This is a genomic window from Vibrio crassostreae (assembly GCF_024347415.1).
Lineage (GTDB): Bacteria > Pseudomonadota > Gammaproteobacteria > Enterobacterales > Vibrionaceae > Vibrio > Vibrio crassostreae.
On sequence record NZ_AP025479.1, the window covers coordinates 82,992 to 99,539 of the forward strand.

At 42.4% G+C, this 16,548-nt stretch carries 13 protein-coding genes and 3 pseudogenes; 4 read left to right on the top strand and 12 right to left on the bottom strand.

All coding sequences use genetic code 11. The annotated features are described in order from the left end of the window. Window positions 1–14 precede the first annotated feature (14 nt). The 8 genes from OC193_RS25725 to OC193_RS25760 form a co-directional block, all read right to left on the bottom strand. Complete coding sequence (locus OC193_RS25725) at window positions 15–977, bottom strand: type VI secretion system baseplate subunit TssG (RefSeq protein WP_048661435.1); 963 nt, start codon at window positions 975–977, stop codon at window positions 15–17. Beyond that, a complete protein-coding gene (tssF, locus tag OC193_RS25730; RefSeq protein WP_048661434.1) occupies window positions 977–2,779 on the bottom strand; it encodes a type VI secretion system baseplate subunit TssF in 1,803 nt (600 codons plus the stop codon). The genes OC193_RS25725 and tssF overlap by 1 nt, the downstream gene beginning before the upstream one ends. After that, a complete protein-coding gene (locus OC193_RS25735; RefSeq protein ID WP_048661433.1) occupies window positions 2,772–3,194 on the bottom strand; it encodes a GPW/gp25 family protein in 423 nt (140 codons plus the stop codon). The genes tssF and OC193_RS25735 overlap by 8 nt, the downstream gene beginning before the upstream one ends. Beyond that, complete coding sequence (locus OC193_RS25740) at window positions 3,191–4,552, bottom strand: type VI secretion system contractile sheath domain-containing protein (RefSeq protein WP_048661432.1); 1,362 nt, start codon at window positions 4,550–4,552, stop codon at window positions 3,191–3,193. The genes OC193_RS25735 and OC193_RS25740 overlap by 4 nt, the downstream gene beginning before the upstream one ends. A 48-nt stretch (window positions 4,553–4,600) precedes the next feature. After that, on the bottom strand, window positions 4,601–6,079 hold the full coding sequence (tssC, locus tag OC193_RS25745) for a type VI secretion system contractile sheath large subunit (protein ID WP_048661431.1): 1,479 nt from the start codon (window positions 6,077–6,079) through the stop codon (window positions 4,601–4,603). Beyond that, window positions 6,079–6,588, bottom strand: coding sequence for a type VI secretion system contractile sheath small subunit (gene tssB, locus OC193_RS25750; protein ID WP_048661430.1), 510 nt, complete (start codon window positions 6,586–6,588; stop codon window positions 6,079–6,081). Before tssB ends, tssC begins: the two co-directional genes overlap by 1 nt. A gap of 74 nt (window positions 6,589–6,662) precedes the next feature. Next, a complete protein-coding gene (locus OC193_RS25755) occupies window positions 6,663–7,196 on the bottom strand; it encodes an Hcp family type VI secretion system effector (RefSeq protein WP_048661429.1) in 534 nt (177 codons plus the stop codon). A gap of 31 nt (window positions 7,197–7,227) precedes the next feature. Beyond that, window positions 7,228–8,610 (bottom strand): type VI secretion system protein TssA, encoded by a 1,383-nt coding sequence (locus OC193_RS25760; RefSeq protein WP_048661428.1) that lies wholly within the window; start codon window positions 8,608–8,610, stop codon window positions 7,228–7,230. Window positions 8,611–9,123: 513 nt separating this feature from the next. Here OC193_RS25760 and OC193_RS25765 point away from each other — a divergent pair. Genes OC193_RS25765 through OC193_RS25775 form a run of 3 tightly spaced genes read left to right on the top strand, consistent with a single transcriptional unit; the run spans window position 9,124 to window position 11,996 of the window. Next, complete coding sequence (locus OC193_RS25765) at window positions 9,124–11,112, top strand: type VI secretion system Vgr family protein (RefSeq protein ID WP_048661427.1); 1,989 nt, start codon at window positions 9,124–9,126, stop codon at window positions 11,110–11,112. After that, entirely contained in the window at window positions 11,112–11,699 is a 588-nt protein-coding gene (locus OC193_RS25770) for a DUF6931 family protein (protein WP_048661426.1), read from the top strand. The genes OC193_RS25765 and OC193_RS25770 overlap by 1 nt, the downstream gene beginning before the upstream one ends. Further along, window positions 11,700–11,996, top strand: a complete 297-nt coding sequence (locus tag OC193_RS25775) for a PAAR domain-containing protein (RefSeq protein WP_048661425.1) — start codon at window positions 11,700–11,702, stop codon at window positions 11,994–11,996. 180 nt (window positions 11,997–12,176) lie between these two features. Here the strand turns inward: OC193_RS25775 and OC193_RS25780 are convergent. Then, window positions 12,177–12,365, bottom strand: a pseudogene (locus OC193_RS25780) (IS5/IS1182 family transposase); the annotation flags it as partial. A gap of 115 nt (window positions 12,366–12,480) precedes the next feature. Here OC193_RS25780 and tnpC point away from each other — a divergent pair. After that, window positions 12,481–13,848, top strand: coding sequence for an IS66 family transposase (gene tnpC, locus OC193_RS25785; protein WP_048668523.1), 1,368 nt, complete (start codon window positions 12,481–12,483; stop codon window positions 13,846–13,848). Between the two features lie 34 nt (window positions 13,849–13,882). Here the strand turns inward: tnpC and OC193_RS25790 are convergent. The 3 genes and pseudogenes from OC193_RS25790 to OC193_RS25800 all read right to left on the bottom strand — a co-directional run. Next, window positions 13,883–14,572: pseudogene (locus OC193_RS25790) on the bottom strand (IS5 family transposase); the annotation flags it as partial. A gap of 312 nt (window positions 14,573–14,884) precedes the next feature. Further along, window positions 14,885–15,918: pseudogene (locus OC193_RS25795) on the bottom strand (IS110 family RNA-guided transposase). A 149-nt stretch (window positions 15,919–16,067) separates the two neighbouring features. After that, the gene (locus tag OC193_RS25800) at window positions 16,068–16,433 is read right to left on the bottom strand and encodes a DUF1304 domain-containing protein (RefSeq protein WP_048659220.1); all 366 of its coding nucleotides are present in this window, start codon (window positions 16,431–16,433) and stop codon (window positions 16,068–16,070) included. Window positions 16,434–16,548: the final 115 nt, after the last annotated feature.

Consider the following 16,548-nt stretch of genomic DNA (forward strand, 5'->3'; position numbering starts at 1 on the left):
TTAAGGAATACGCCTTAGATAGTAAGTGGCATTTCTACGTGTTTTTTATTGTTATCTCGGCTATTCATCCAAGCCGACTGACCAATTTTTACGCCTTGGTTAGGTTTACTCGTCAGCCTAACTCGCGGCAGGTACTGACTGTTCACACTCATATACAGGTTGTATTTTATGTTCACGCCCATATAGCTACGTACAAGGTGTTCTATGGCTTTAACCATTTTCGAGTCTTGTCGAATCTCTAAGTAATGCCTGTAATCTCGGGGGCGAATTTTAATATTCAGTTTCTGGCCTAACATAGGCGTGGTTTTGCCAAGCAAAGTTCCCATACCCAGCTGAGTGTTTTGGCCTGAGCTGCCCAGTTTGGGTAATGAACATGGTGTTAACGTGTGATATTCAAGTTCACCATGTTCGATGTCGAACTCTGCTTCGAAGTAGTCTTCCAACAAACTTTTCAACGTGACAGAACACGTCAACTTCAAGCCCAACAGGCCGCTGTATTGAATCAAATTTTTCTTGGGCAGCGCAGAGTTATTCTCAATTGCACCTGACAGACTCGCCAGCATCGTGGTCAATGCTTGCTTGTGACGATTCCAAGCGAAAGTCTCCTCCTCCATCTGACTGGCTAAATCGTGTTTTAAACGAGTTTGGCAATAAAGGCGAAAATAACGATTGTTAAACATGTCAAAAAACTCAACGGCAGACTCATTGCCTAAATCAAATTTTGCAGTAAGCGCTTGTTGATACATGGCTCGCGGCATACAGCCTTGACTGCCAGATAAACCAGGTAATGATGTTTTCACCACATAGCTATTTGAAGAGTTAGCATACACCTGCGTAACTTGGCTTTGATAGTGGGCAGGCAAAGTCTCAACACTAAAACGAACACGAGGTCGTTGACCTAAAGTATCAGCCTTATGTTTAAACTGTTGCCACAAGCGCTCTAGCTCAGCATCGGGAACTGCGTTAGCCACCATCATCACAGTAAACTCTTACACCCAGTGCGACGTGGAAAAGCCATATACACTCCGTCTTGACCTTCCAGTCGAATATCCACCTGAGTGAAACTATTAAAGCCAGCAAAAAAGGCAAAAAAACGATCCAACAAATGGCTAAACAAGGCGATACCACCGTTTACATTGGCGTTATCCAGCGTCACTACAATTTTGGTTCCGTAAGCGAAACACGTGCGTCCAGAAACTCGAATTGGCGCGACCACTTGCTCTTGCTCAATAGACACTAAAGATTCAATGTATTGCTGATTCTGCGAACTTTGATTGTGGTTGTATAATTCAAATACATTTTTCAATGTTGATTTAGGGTCTTCCGTACCTAGAATCGCATGGTAGTTAAAATGTAAATGGCACAGTAACGACCAAACGTTTTTGGCGTTATCTTTTTGGCGCAGCGGCTGAGAAGGTCGACGCAACAGGCTCATTTCAGCGGGAATCGTCAATGACTCCATGCAACTAATTTGGCTATTGATTGGCAACGAACCAACGTTATGACCGTTGCTCACAGTTGCATTAACAAGCCAAGTACGACGTTCACCGCTGGCACTAGTATGGTTAAGATCAGCCACACTCAATGCACTTTCTAGCCCACCATTCTCATGCAGTTTTTGCATCAGTTGCCAACGTAGGCCCGACTCTGACCCCGTGTACTTTTCGCTATATATTTGCGGAACGATCTCAGGATCAATATCCGTCACATCGTTCACTTCATCAACAGAGAAAAGCTCAAGGTCATGCCCCTGGCTCGCATCTAACACGATTGGGTACTGCTTTTGCGCAAAATCCACTTCTACAGGTTCGGCAACCATTCGGTTCAAATTAACGATAGGCGTTGAAAACAGAGAAAAATGTTCGTGGTTCAAGCTACGCGCTACATCAACACTGAGTTCATCAATATAAATTTGTAACGTAAACGTGTTACCTACGCCTTTTAACGCATCGCCAAGCTGTACTGTAAATCCGTTAAAACGTTCGGAAAATACAAAAAATTCCGTCAATAGTTTAAAGCCCCCAAAGCTTGCCGCTTGATATGGCAGAATCGTGTCATCAACGTCAAACCCCATGGGCTGCAACACCTTGTTACCCAGAGTTTGATAACAATCGATTGGTTCTTGGTTAGAGCCTTCGCGTTCAGTTTTGATGCACACTTGTGAGGTCCCTTGGGCCAACAAGTCAAACAACCTTAATACGTAGCTACTTTCACCTTTTAAGTTTAAGGTCAATTGTTCCAGCGCGAGCTGGCCAATTTCACCAGCTTCATCTACCGTACTGATTGTCAACTCTATTAAGGCTTTAGCGTGCTCTGCCCCAACAGGTTTAGCTGTTTCAAATGGCGCAAAAGTCACATCAACTTGATCGATTGTTATCGGGTAAAGCGTAATATCAGTTGTCGTCCGAAATTGTGCTTTATTGCTTTCGTTACCCACTTCAAACCCGGTGTGTGCTGGAATTTTATGGGTCGCTGTTGCTTCGTCAGTTACCTCAAGATTCAATACGCTATAAGAAGGTACTGGGCGCAAAAAGTGGGGGAACAATAGACGAACTAAGCTATCGGTAAATTCTGGAAATGTTTCGTCTAAACGTTTTTGTAAGCGACCATTCATCAAGGCGACACTTTCAATCAAGCGCGCAACTTGTGGATCATCGACACCATCTTTACTAATGCCTAAAGCACTCGCAGAACTTGGGTGACGTTCCGCAAATTGCGTCGACTCCTCACGAATAAAGCTCAACTCTTGCTCAAAATATTGCAGTAGTGATTCAGACAAGGTTCGACTTCCTTACATCCAGTTTATTGCGGCTAAAATCTAAAAATGAGTCTAAAACAATCTCTTCATCACCGAGCTCTGAGTGCATCACCGCAGAGATCCTGAATTGAAGTAGATTACTTTTGCCCGATTCTTCATTGAGCTCTATTTCAACTTCAGCTAAACGAGGTTCAAATAAACGAATTTGTTCGCTTATATCGTCAACTAATACATCGCTATTCGACTTGCTTTGTGAGCGAGCTGTATTTCCGAGGCCAAGGTGTGCAATCGTGCCCGTGAGTACCTGCTCTGACTGAACCCTGGCCCAGATAGGTGCACGGCTTGCAATAAGCGAACAAATATTGGTGACAATCGCGTCACGGGTTGCATCGATATCGTTCTGCCAAGCTTTCGTGAGCTTTGCCATGATACTCATACCGACTCCCCGACGTCTTGACCTGACACGGAAGTCGTCAGCACGATTTGAGCATCCATCATTTCATATTGGTATTGAGGCTGAAGCATAATCTGACACTGATAACGGGTGCTATCACGTGGATCTTCTTCAATCGATACGCTACATGCTTTCAATGGAAAACGAGCCATGACAGAATCTTCACCATAATCCACTTCACTAATATAACGCTTCAGCCAGCTTTCTAAGCTTCTACGGCAGTCTGCAGCACTGTCATAACAGCCCACTTGGTCACGAATTTGAGCCTTAATATAATGACCAAAACGACAAGCCATTAAATTCGTCTGTAACATACCGAGCATTCTCTCGGTATCATTAGATGCTTTCCAGACTGACTGGTTGCTAAAAAAGCCTTTTTGTTCCGTTAAATACAGGCTACTAAGCGGCACAAAACCTTGATCGGCCCAAAAGCCATCGTCTTCCGCAAACAAATTCACCTTGCAATGTAATGCTTGATCTGTTTGGACAATTGCTCCATCTAAGCCACTTTCGTTATAAGAACGTAAGAAGCCAAACCAACTAATACGGTCAAATTCACGAATGACATTTTGAGCCAACAGATAAGCGCTATTGCCCCACAAAGCATTTTCACGTGTATTTGGTTGCTTATAAATAAACCCGGCTAAACAACCTTGGTACGGATTACGCAACAGAAACTCTGGTAAGACTAAATGCAAAAATCGAGCGGCTGGCTTGCCTCTCAACAACTGCCACGAGATAAAGTCACCACTATCTAAAATTCGTTTCGCGCGGGCACAATCATGAAGCTGGCGATTAACATCGTCGCCTAAGAATAATTCATCAACGCCTAATACCACCGGACACAACGAACGCTCACCTAGTTCGGCCACTAGCTGCAATGTGTAGAGATCGTCAAAATCATTATCATCAACAAAGTCAAAGTTCACTCGGTGATCTACGACGACTAAACCAAAAGGCGTACCCCCGGCAGTATCAAGCTCATTGGAATAAAGCTTTTTAAACAACGCAGTATGTTTAATATCAAATGAACAATTAAGATCGCTCGAGAGCATCTTCCAGCTAAAGTCGAGCAATTTTATTTTTACTCGACGATTTGAGACTGGTAATTGCGTTAAGCTTTTTAAACCCAACCACGTCGACTCAAGCTGTTTAAAATGTGGGTGCACCATCACTTCATTCAATTGACAGCTTATTGAATCATCTATTCCTGCGATAACTTTCGTTAACAAAGCTTTGAATTGAACAGTCGCCTCCCCTTGGGATAGTTGTAACAACTCCTGCCAAGGTAAATCAGAAAGTAATTGGGGGATTACTGTTGCTTTAAGGTGAGAATTCATAGACTGTCCAATTCAAAGCTATCCGGGGACCTTCATCCCCGAATCGGGCTAACCCGGAATATTTGCAACCATGCGCAGTGAGGTTGACAACTCTTCCATTTGTAACCATGGACGTAGGTAAGCAACGGCAGAGTAAGCTCCTGGACGGCCAGCTTGCTCTTCAACAGTTACTTTTGCTTCAACAAGCGGATGTTTCGCTTTGGCATCATTACCGATTGCATTTGGGTTCACATATTGGTGAATCCAAGTATTCAGCTCGTTTTCAACATCATTTGGATCAAGGTTTGAACCGATGCGGTCTCGCCCCATCACTTTAAGATATTGAGCAACACGACTACTCGCCATTGTGTATGGCAAACGTGCAGAAATTGCCGCATTGGCTGTCGCGTCAGGATCAACGTATGTCTTAGGCTTATGAGCCGTTTGTGCGCCCATAAATACCGCGTAGTTAGTATTTTTGTAATGCACAAGCGGTAAGAAACCAAGATCACTTAGTTCTTTTTCGCGCTCATCAGTCAAGTTAACTTCTGTTGGACACTGCTGAATAAGATCGCCGGCGTTCGTGTAGTGAGTAAAATTAGGTAGGTTTTGAACTTTACCACCATTTTCGGTACCACGAATCGCTGTACACCAACCGTATTGAGTGTACGATTGAGTCAACAGCAAACCAAAATCGTAAGCTGCATTACTCCATACAAAATCAGAATCGTTTTTTACGATCTGCTGACCATTATCACGAGTCTCAAGTTCTTCAAACTCAAACAATTTTACTGGTATCGTTGCTGCACCGTAAGGCTGACGAGCCATTGTTTTAGGTAGTGTTAACGCAACATAACGTGAATCATCGCTTTCACGGAATGCGTTCCAACTTGCGTATGCAGGAGAATCGAAGCCGGCAGCCACGGGTTTACCATCAGCAAAGGTCGCAAAAGAATTGAAGTCAAACATATTTGCGTTTGCTGCTGCAATAAATGGGGCATGCGATGCTGAAGCAACTTCACCCATGTAACGCAGTAATGCAACGTCTTCATCGCCATAGCCAAACTCATAGTCGCCGATTAAAGCTCCGTAAGGTTGACCACCTGCGGTTCCAAATTCTTCTTGGTAGACCATTGTAAAGAAGCGGCTACGATCAATCGCAGGTGCGTCTTCAAACTGTTCTAACAACTCATCTTTAGTGTAATCAGCCAGTTTGATCTTTAAATCGGGGCCAAGTTCGCTGTTTTTAACCAGCTTCTGTAGGCCAAGCCAAGTCCCTTCCAGCTTTTGGAAGTCACTGTTCTTCATGACAGTTGATAGCTGTTTAGAAATCTTGCTATCAATCGCACTAATTGCTTTTTCAATGGTTAACGTCAGGTTGTTATCCCACGTTACCGTACCTTCAAGTACCTGCGAAGTTAAAATACCAAGCAGCTCTTTGGTTGTATCTACTGGCGTTTGGGCAGTTGCAGTAAGAGCTCGATCTAAAAAGCTAACCGTAGCCGCATCAGCACTTGCTTGGTCGAGAGTTTGTTGTTCTGTAGACATTATTCCGCTCCCTCTTTATTCAGACCTAGCTCTTCTGCTAACCCTTGAATAGCGTCAGTGCTTTGAAGAATTTCTTTCAGTAATTTCTCTAAATCACGAGAACGGTCTGCTTTACTCAGCAAGACCTTTAGTTGATTACGTGTTTCAACAAGCTGTTTCAACGGGGCGATTTGCTCAACCAGTTTTTCTGGGTGAAAATCTTTCATTGAACGGAAGTTCATGCTCACTTCAAACTGGTTGTTATCATTTGTAAGCTTGTTGTCAACCTTATATGAAAGCGTTGGATGAATTTGGTCCATTACTGTATCAAAGTTATCTTTATCGACTCCCGTAAACTCGCGTTCTTCCAGTTCAACTTTTTCCGATTCAGGTTTATGTCCTGAAAAATCGCCAATTACGCCGACAACAAAAGGTAATTCTTTTGTTTCAACTGCGCCATTTGTTTCAACATCATAAGTAATGCTGACACGGTTTTTGCTAACACGCTTGTGCTGTGAATTTAACGCCATATATTGGGTCCTAGTAGATCGATTAAATACTTACAATTAGGTGCCTTACCTAAGGTAAAGCACCTTTCAGTAAATTACTTCGCGCCTGAAGTCATTTTGCCTAGTGGGATGCTGTAGCTAACTAGACCACCAGAAACAAGCTCGCCACCATCTTTCTCGTAGTGGTGCTTTTGAGATATCTCCACGTAAGAAAGTGACAGGCTTTCGTGTGGCTGAGAACCGTCAGACCCACTAACGTTGTAAGAAACTAAACGAGCTTTGTCTAACTTAACTTGGAAGTAAACGTCTGTTCCTTGACCATCACTTTTAGGTTTAGTAAAAGCGATTTCAACTGTCTTACCTTCCTTTCCTGGGCTGAACAAGTAAGACAACAAGTCTTCAGATGCACCGTCAACTTCTTTAGTTACGTTGACTTCGCTCATGGCTACCATGCCTGAATCAGAGTTATTTGCGTTACCGATATCCATAGACACGTTACGCACTGCGCCCCATGAATACGATGAAATCGCAAACCAACCATCTTTTTTACTTTCCAGACCTTCAACGTCTTCAGCTGTTGCGCCACCTGTAACACTTAGGCCTTCAACGCGCATGTAAATACTTGCCATAATTTTTCTTTCCTTATTGGTGAAAGGGCCATTACCACTCTAGAGATGTTTTACTAGAAGGGGCTGGTGCTTCACGCTTTTGTTGTAATTGAGTATCAGCAGGGGATGCCTCTGATACGAACTCTTCAGCTTTCGTTGGTTGAGCTACTTGCTTTACCGTCGTTGACACTAAAGGCTTTTTAATTGCAGCAATTGGGGCTTCTATGTCCGGCAACAATACCTGATCGAGATGGTTCAGCCCTACTGCATTAAAAATTTTGCTTTGGCTATCCCCGTCTTGCTCTTCCATCATTTCTTGAAGCAGTTTCGGTAGGGGCAAATATCCCCAGCGGATCGCCTTCTCCAATAAGAATGAGACTGGGCTATGAGGTTCACTCTGACGAAAATAGTTAGATAATTCACGTAGTTGATGAAACGCGAGGTCGCGATTCATGCGATTTTTATCGGTGATATCTGAAAGGTTATTAGTACTAATAAGTACATGGGTTTGTTCAGTTACTGTTTGAATTGACACGGGACTTGTCATATGTTGCAAGTCACTATTCGCCTCCGAACCCTGCTCAGATGAGGCTATTTGTTGGTTGGGTATCACCGGCTTTTTAGCTTCGTGCTTAATATTGGTTAACTGTTGCAGTGCGTTGTTCAACTTAGTAAACAAATTTTTCGCAAAACCGAAATTCGGTGGCGTTATACGCGCTTCTTGGCTGTAAATTAACGTTTTTTTTCGGAGTTGCTCTAACGACTCCAAACAACAGCTAATATTTGCTAGTTTATCGACAATACGATTATGCTCATGTACAGCAGACCCCGCGACAAGCTGTTTCAACTCACTCACAGTTCCTTTTTGCTCGGCACTTTGATAGTCAAAAAAAGTTATGTTTCCCACTAATGGCATAAGTAACAAAGGCGCATACAACAAGGTGCTTTGCTCACTGTCACCGCAAATTTGGAAAAAAGCTTTTACTTTAGCTTCCGTTTGCTCAGCAGCTTTAGCTTGCTCTGACTCTGCTTTCAATTTCGAGTCAGCCAAAACTGGATTTAATGATACCCATTGTTGCTCTACCAGTTCAGTGAACCAAGCTAGCGTGTTGGCAGTACTATTAAGAGTAGTATCAAGCAACAGCTGTGAAACAAGAAACCAACCTATTAGCTCTATATCACGCGTTGTCTCAATAAAGCAGTGATGTAAGCTCTTGGCCAACGTCGACCAATTCTGGTTATTCTCTTCTAAAAGTTGATCTAAATCGTCACTACTCGGATTTTGACTGAGCTTACGCAATGATGTTTGAGCAACATTAAATTCATTACGCAAAGGCCTAAACGCACTTTTGTCGTTTTTTAAGTAGACTCCACATGGCATGTCAGCATGAATTGGAGTGAGCAGTTCTTTATTGTCTTGTGTTAAAAGCAGCATTTTTATCCCAAAGGAGCAAACACTCTCAAAAGGCCTGAGAGTAAACAAGGTCATTAATTAATATTATTATTATTATTATTTTATTAACAATCGAAATACGAATTTAATTGAACAAACTACATAAAATCTAAAACACAGTGAAATACATTCTGACTAGCTCTAACGTAGATTATATTTTAATTATTTAGGATATTTTATTGCAATTTATTCTTCTCATAATTGCCAATCCCAATTGTATTCATTCTAATTATATCAATAAAAGGTAGATGATAAAGATGCATTTACGCCTTAAATGGTTGGCTTTTAGGACGAAAAGGTTTTTATAATTAATATTTATGTTAATTAGATAACTCTAATATTGTCTGTTATAAAAATCGGAATATTATCGACATTAGATAAAATTTAAATTAATCTATCTTTATAATGCCTTACCCCAGATCGCCACCATAACCATTAAGTTGCACATTACTGACCAGGCAAATTTGATTGAAAAATAGGAATAACACGACAATTATGTCTAATAGTGAATTATCATATAGCAACCGTTCTATAGTAATGAAACTTGCTAATAATAAATATGTTGTTTCTAACCTTGAATCAAGCGATACCATTTCCCAAGGAAGCCTCAGTTTAGCCTCTATCGCCAGCCATAGAGAAATCGCGGCCAGCAACCTAGGCGAGGTGATGCATGTCAGTTACACAAACAACAATAACACTCAAACTTTTCTTGGTTTAGTGACCAGTATTGAGCTTATTGGTCATAGTGTCGAAAAATCTCTTTTCTACTATATGATAGAAGCACAAGACCCTTTGAGCCTGCTGGCATTTCGTTGTAATCGAAAAGTCTATCAAGAGATGACCAGTAAACAAATATTGAGTTCTCTATTCGGAGCATCTAGATTTTCTAACTATTTTAGGTTTTCTCTAAGTAGTTCAGGAAAGAAATATGATTACTGTGTTCAGCTCGATGAAACAGATCTTCAATTCGCTCAACGCTTATTGTCGCAAGAGGGTTGGCATTACCATTTTGATCACAGTGGAAGTAAACCGATTGTTGTTATAGCAGATTCAAATCAAGCATTTAAAACATGTAGTCAAGATGGGTTAGCTTTTCATCAGTCTGGGCAGCCCACAGATAACCAATTATCCAACTGGAAACTAAAATCTAAAGTAGGGACAGGGAAACTCACTCTAGCTGACCACTCACAAACGTTAGCAGAAGTTTTTAATAGCGGAGAGCGTAAAAGTACACATTCGAGTTCTGCATTAACACTCGATTCCTATCAATACGGCCTCGGCTTTGAAAGCAAAAGTGAAATTAGGGATGCCGCAAAAACCCAAATGGAGGCTCTTGATAGTGGCCGAAATGAAGCATCTGGTAGCACCGCTATTGCTAATCTTTACTGTGGTGGTAAGTTCAAACTCAATCGACACCCGGTTTCAAGTTTTAATCAAGACTACGTGATTACTAGCATCACCCATATGGTCTCGGCAGATGAATCAGGCCGGAAAGCCAGTTATGAAAACCAATTTTTATGTACCGATCTAAAAAAGGCTTATCGTCCAAGCTTAATAGCAGTATCAACTTGTCAGCACATCCATACTGCTACGGTTTGTGGCCCTAAGAACGAAGAGATATATCGCGACAAATTGGGCAGAGTAAAAGTACAATTTCACTGGGATAAGGAAGGGGAAAAAGACGAGAATGCATCCTGTTGGCTACCTGTTTCACAAGGCTTAGCGAGCAAAGGGTTCGGTTCTCAATTTCTGCCTCGCGTAGGTGATGAAGTCCTGATTCAATATATTGAAGGAAACCCAAACCGGCCAGTAATTATCGGCTCAATCTACAATAAAGCTAACGCACCAGCCTACTCTTCTGCGACGCAAAGTGGAATCAAAACACGCTCTACGCCGAAAGGAAGCAGTAAACAAGGCAACGAACTGCGTTTTGAAGATCAAAAAGATAAAGAACACATCTACCTCCATGCAGAAAAAGACCTGCTAATCGATACCAACAATGACTTAACGACCACGGTAAAAGGAAAAGTCACGTCTAAAGTCGAGAAAACCATTGATATTGAAGCAAAAGAAAACATCAAACTCGTCACTGAGAAACAGCTAGATGTAACCAGTAAAGACAACTTATCCGCTAAAAGTGATAAAAATATCACGCTTGATTCAGGTTCTAATTTAGAAGCTGCGGCGAAGTCGTCGGTCAAAGTAGACGGCAGTAAAGTATCGATTACTGGCAAAAGCAAAATAGAGCTCAAAGTCGGTGCGAGTAAAATAGAGATCTCGGCTAGTGGTATTAAGATTGATGCGCCACAAGTTTCCATCTCCGGTAAAGGGAAAGCGGAAATGAAGGCAGCTATGGTTAGTATTGAAGGCCAAGGAAAAACAGATGTTAAAGGTGCACTTGTCACTTTGAATGGAAGCGCAATGACCCAAGTTAAAGCTGGGGCAATGGTACAAATCCAAGGGGCTATCGCCAAGGTGAACTAATGAAATTATTAAAAGTACCGTATGATGACGCAGCACAAATTTTATCACTCTTTGAGCCAAGCGCCGAGCTATCGGAGCTGGTCAAAACGCATACTTCTCCATTCGATTTAATTACACATGCCGTTGAGCAAGAGCTATTTTCTGATGCAGTCACATATCTTGCCCATGCCTTACCTGTCCGTGAATCGGTATGGTGGGCAACATGCTGCGCATCGGCTCGTTCTGATTGGAACCCAGTTGAGAATGAAGCGATTCTGTCAGCGAAAGCTTGGGTTCATGTGCCCGATGAAACTAATCGTCGCCAAGCGGAAGACAGTGCAAACAATACCGGACTTGATTCAGGTGCAGGCTGGGCAGCTCAAGCCGCTTTTTGGAGTGGTGGCAGTATAACAGCCCCCTCAGATCCAATCGTTCCCCCGCCTCAATATTTGTATGCCCAAGCAGTGGCAGGTAGTATCAATCTCACCGCTGTTTTACCTGAAGGTAAACAAGCAAAACAGCGCTACAAACTATTTATCGAAATGGGTTTAAACATTGCCCAAGGTGGTAATGGGGCTCCTGTAGGTCTACAACCGTTGGAGGCCTAGATGTTACCAGCAGCAAGAGCAACCGACATGCATATGTGCCCAATGCAGACACCAGCTATTGTCCCCATCCCTCATGTGGGCGGGCCATTACTTCCATTACCCACAACGGTGCTGATAGGTAATTTGCCAGCAGCAACGCTTGGTCAAATATGTATTTGTGTAGGGCCACCAGACATCGTGGTAAAAGGCAGTGGAACAGTATTAGTTAATAATAAACCAGCGGCAAGGATGGGGGATCTTACCGCACATGGTGGCACAATAATTATGGGAATGCCAACCGTCTTAATTGGCGGTTAAAATAACTTACTCAAAATTCGTACCTCCGTCAAGTGCCATACTTTTTCACTTTCTACTAACCCCACCATAGATCAGGTTATTTCAGCGAGTTCAAATGCGTATTTCGGTGATTGCGAACGTAAGCGGCTTTGATGTTGCGTAATTTAGTTTAGAGACAGAGCCGCCCGTTTCGTGTGTTTCTTAGTCAATATGACAAGTTTCAGGTATACCTAACCCAGTAAGCTTGTTCAACGCTTTTATCATCGTGTAAGTTTCACCCACCTGCGCATTGTAATTTCTTAAGCTCAGTCGCCCTCCTAGCAACTGTTTAACACGATACATCGCTGTTTCTGACAGTGAACGTCAGTGGTATCCATACCGCTTGAACCATATAACTTCTGGGTAGCTCTTCACCCACGAGGCCTTGACACCAAAGTTCTGTGACCAGGTTAACTTGATCACACATTCGGCTTGAGTGATCTTTCTGAGGTGGCAATCTGGAGGTATGAATAAGAAAACATTACCTCCACCGCCAGATTTCGATTCGCCTGAAGAGGCGAAAAATATCATCCATTTTCTATGGCATAAGTTGGCAGAACTTGAAGACAGACTAAATCAAAATAGTCGAAACTCTTCTGTGCCGTCATCACAACAGCCTTTGCATAACAAAGCCAAGAATACTTCACCTAATCGGAAGAAATCTGGAAAAAAGCAAGGAGCTCAACCAGGTCATAAAGGTCATCGCCGTCTGCCTCATCCAATTGAAGACAATGCCTCGGTTGAGCAATACTTACCAAATAAAACATGCCACTGCGGTGGTTGTGTTATTCCAAATAGAAAGCCTTTTAAACGACATCAACTCTTTAAAGGCGAGTGCTCATGGTGCGGTGAGCAACATCAAGCCGAGCTTCCAGAACATGTACCTGATGTTCAGATGGGGCCAAATCTGCATAGCTTTCTCTCAGTCCAAGCAACGCAACACCATCAAAGCATAGGTAAAATACAATCGATGTTGAAAGATGTCTTTCAGCTTAACTTCTCTACAGGTGCGATATTAGCCGCTCAAGGGAGAGTGACAGAATACTTAGCGGATACCCACAAACAAATCCATGAAGCAGTCAAAGCCTCCCGACTAATTATGGCTGATGAAACCTCACATCAGCGTAATAATGATAAACGTTGGATGTGGGCTGCACTTAGTAATGACGTAGCCTTTTTCCAGATTAAGATTAACAGCGGTAGAAACCAACATGCGGCCAAGCGACTACTTGGCGAGGCTGTCTCACACCTTTTAGTCACCGACCAATACTCAGCCTACAAATATATTGATGAATCCAAGCGACAGTTATGTTGGGCCCACATCTTAAGAAACGTGATAGCTATCGAGGATAGTGTTTGCTCTGAAAATCAAAAAATAGGAGAAAAACTCGCTTTAATCGCTCATAGCGTATTCAGGTGCCACCATCGATATATCGAGAGTAAAACTACCGATAACCAATATTATCGTCGACTCAGGCGATTAAGAAAGAGCTGGCTTCAGTGGCTCAAACTCGGCAGTTATCAATGTTCAAAACGATATCGGGGTCGGTGCCGTAATCTCATCGCAGGTGATGCGATGGTCTGGCGCTTTATAGATGACTCCGAATGCCCGTTAACAAACAAGGCTGCAGAGCGAGTTCTCCGAAATTACATATTGATGAGAAAGTGCTGTTACGTAACTCGCTCATATCGAGGAGATCTATTCCGTGAGCGGATGTTCTCACTTATCGAGACCGCTAAACTTCAACAGATCTCAGCTTATAAATGGCTGCGTGAAATCATCGATCATCATATGTTCAAAGTGGATTATCAAACACCAGCGTTCTTAGCATAAACCGACGTCAATAGCTCGTGGGTGAATAGTTACACTTCTGGCAACCCACGGCAAGATTTCGAGGGTGACCACGCTCCCAGAAGGCGACCCCTTCTCTTAGGGGAATAAGGGCAATGGCTCGCTTAATCTTAATAGCAGTGTGACAGGCTCTCGTGTCGTAAGCGCCATCACCAGACACCTCAAGGATACTTCGGCGTGTTTGTTTTAGTAGTACTTCTCCATCTGTAACCGTTGATAAACTTAACTCGGCGGCAATGATCTCATGAGTGCTTGTCTAGACTGCAATATGAAGCTTTCGCCAGACTCTACGCTTGCCATCCGTCCCGTGTTTTTTGACTTTCAATTCACCTTCGCCATAAACCTTAAGGCCAGTAGCATCAATGGCTAGATGCTGTATCGCTCCTCTCGTTTTAGTCTTAAATGAGACCTCAACCTGCTTGGCTCTACGACTGGTGCAGGTGTAATGCGGACAACTTAACGGTACATGGGCTAACCTAAATATCGAGTCGATAAATCCTTGCAACGCTCTCAGTGGCATAGAAAAAACTCGTTTCACCATGAGTACTGTAGTGATAGCTAAATCACTGAACCTACGTGGCCTCCCACGCTTATTCTGTTTGCTTTGCCCCCCCCCTCCTATTGCCTCTTCATCAATCCAAAAGGTCAGAGAACTACGGTTAATCAGTGATTGGTTGTAGGTTGTTTTGTAACGAGGTTTAGGCATGCCTTCATTTCCGTTTGAATTTACTTGCAAACGAGGGAGTGTCCAGACATGATCAGATCGTAGGTTCTGAATTTAGTTCCATTGAATTACGCAACATATATGGACGGACCTCAGGTACGGTCGCTAACATATATCCGACGTCTTTCTAGGTCATCTGTGCGACCTGCGCCATGATGTATTCCGCTCATTACTGTCTATTCAAAGCCACGGTTTCAATAAACCTGTTGCGTAATCAGAGTGTAGTAAGGATGATTCACCGTTTTTCATCAGCTATTGCAAACTCAGTTGCTTATTCAATAATTTCCTTTTCAATTACATAGGCTTGAAAGCACGATTAACGTCGTACTCACAATCAGTGACTAAAACACGCCAGACTATACGCCCAAGCTTATTTGCTAAAGCCACGATAGCTTTAGCCTTACCACGTCGTTCAATTAAACCTCGTAACCAACTCCCATAGGATCCATGCTTGAAGTTCTACAACGTAGTACAGCCCTAGCACCATGAATGAGTAATGTCCTTAGCTCTCGATTCCCACTCTTTGATAAGGCTCCAAGGCTATTCTTTCCACCTGTACTATTCTACTTAGGAACTAATCCACACCATGCAGAAAACTGTCTACTATTCTGAAATTGTTGACCAGAGCCAACTTCACTAACAATTGCAGCAGTTAAGATCGGGCCAAAGCCAGGGATATTCTTAATCACCTTGTAACGTGGACTCTGTTGACTCAGTGTAATTATGTCCTGAGTTACATCATCAATCTTGCCGCTAATGTTGATAAAGTCACAGTATAAGGTTTGCAGTAAGTTTCTCATTACATGGGATAACTCATTCTCTGCACCTTCAATGATGAGTGGTAAGTGGTTACGCAATGCCCTTATTGATGTCGGGAAAATAATCCCATATTCAGCCGTTAGACCCCTGATTTGGTTAGCAAGACCTGTTCTTTGTTCTACTAAACGAGAGCGAACGCTGCGCAAAGCTTTCAGGTCTTGTTGTTCAAGAGATTTAACAGGTACAAAATGAATATCAGGTCTCGAATAAGCTTCACAAATGGCTCTTGCATCATTAGCATCGTTCTTTTGCCGACCAACGAATGGCTTCACATGTTGTGCTGGTATGAGTGATACCTTAAAACCAAGCCCTAAAAAGACTCGTCCCCAATAATGTGATGATGCACATGACTCCATAGCCAGTGGGGCATTATCTGGAAGTTGACGGATTGTATGGAGCAATCTGTCTCGATGAACCTTACGGTTTGACGAGATAGTTCCGTCAATATTCAATACGCATACTTGAAAGAAATTCTTGGCTAAATCGATACCGACAACTTTAATGGACATGGTTGTTACTCCTACTTTTAATGGCTGTACCTTTATAGTGTGGTACAACAATGCTAGAAGGGAGGTGCGTCCATCACATCAAAGCTGGGTTATAAAGCAAAACCGCCTTCTAAGAAGGCGGATATTTTTTGAAACCTTAAATACCTGTATTAATCCATTAAAAAAACTAAAAAAATGGCTAAAAACGCAGGAAGTCCTTGAGTAATCAAAATTGATTTTTTTGCTGTAAAATAACCATAAATGGCGGCAACTAAAATACAGGACAATAAAAATACTTGTATTTGAAGCCCAAATGCCTCATTCGGGTGCAGCAATCCCAAAAACAAGCCTAGCGCAAGAAAACCATTATAAAGCCCTTGATTTGCAGCTAAAACTTTTGAACTCTCCGCAACCTCTTTCGTTAAACCAAAAGCCTTTAACCCTCTAGGCTTAGTCCATAAAAACATTTCTAAAATCAGTATATAAACATGTTCAATGGCGACAATAAAAACCAAAATTTTGGCTAAGTACTCCATAATTAATTTCCCATCTCTTAACTAGAACGATTATGTATATTTAAAAATAAGGCCACCGTCTTTAACAGCCCAACCAGGGCGACCACATGAGTGATCAAATTTCATCCTCATAACT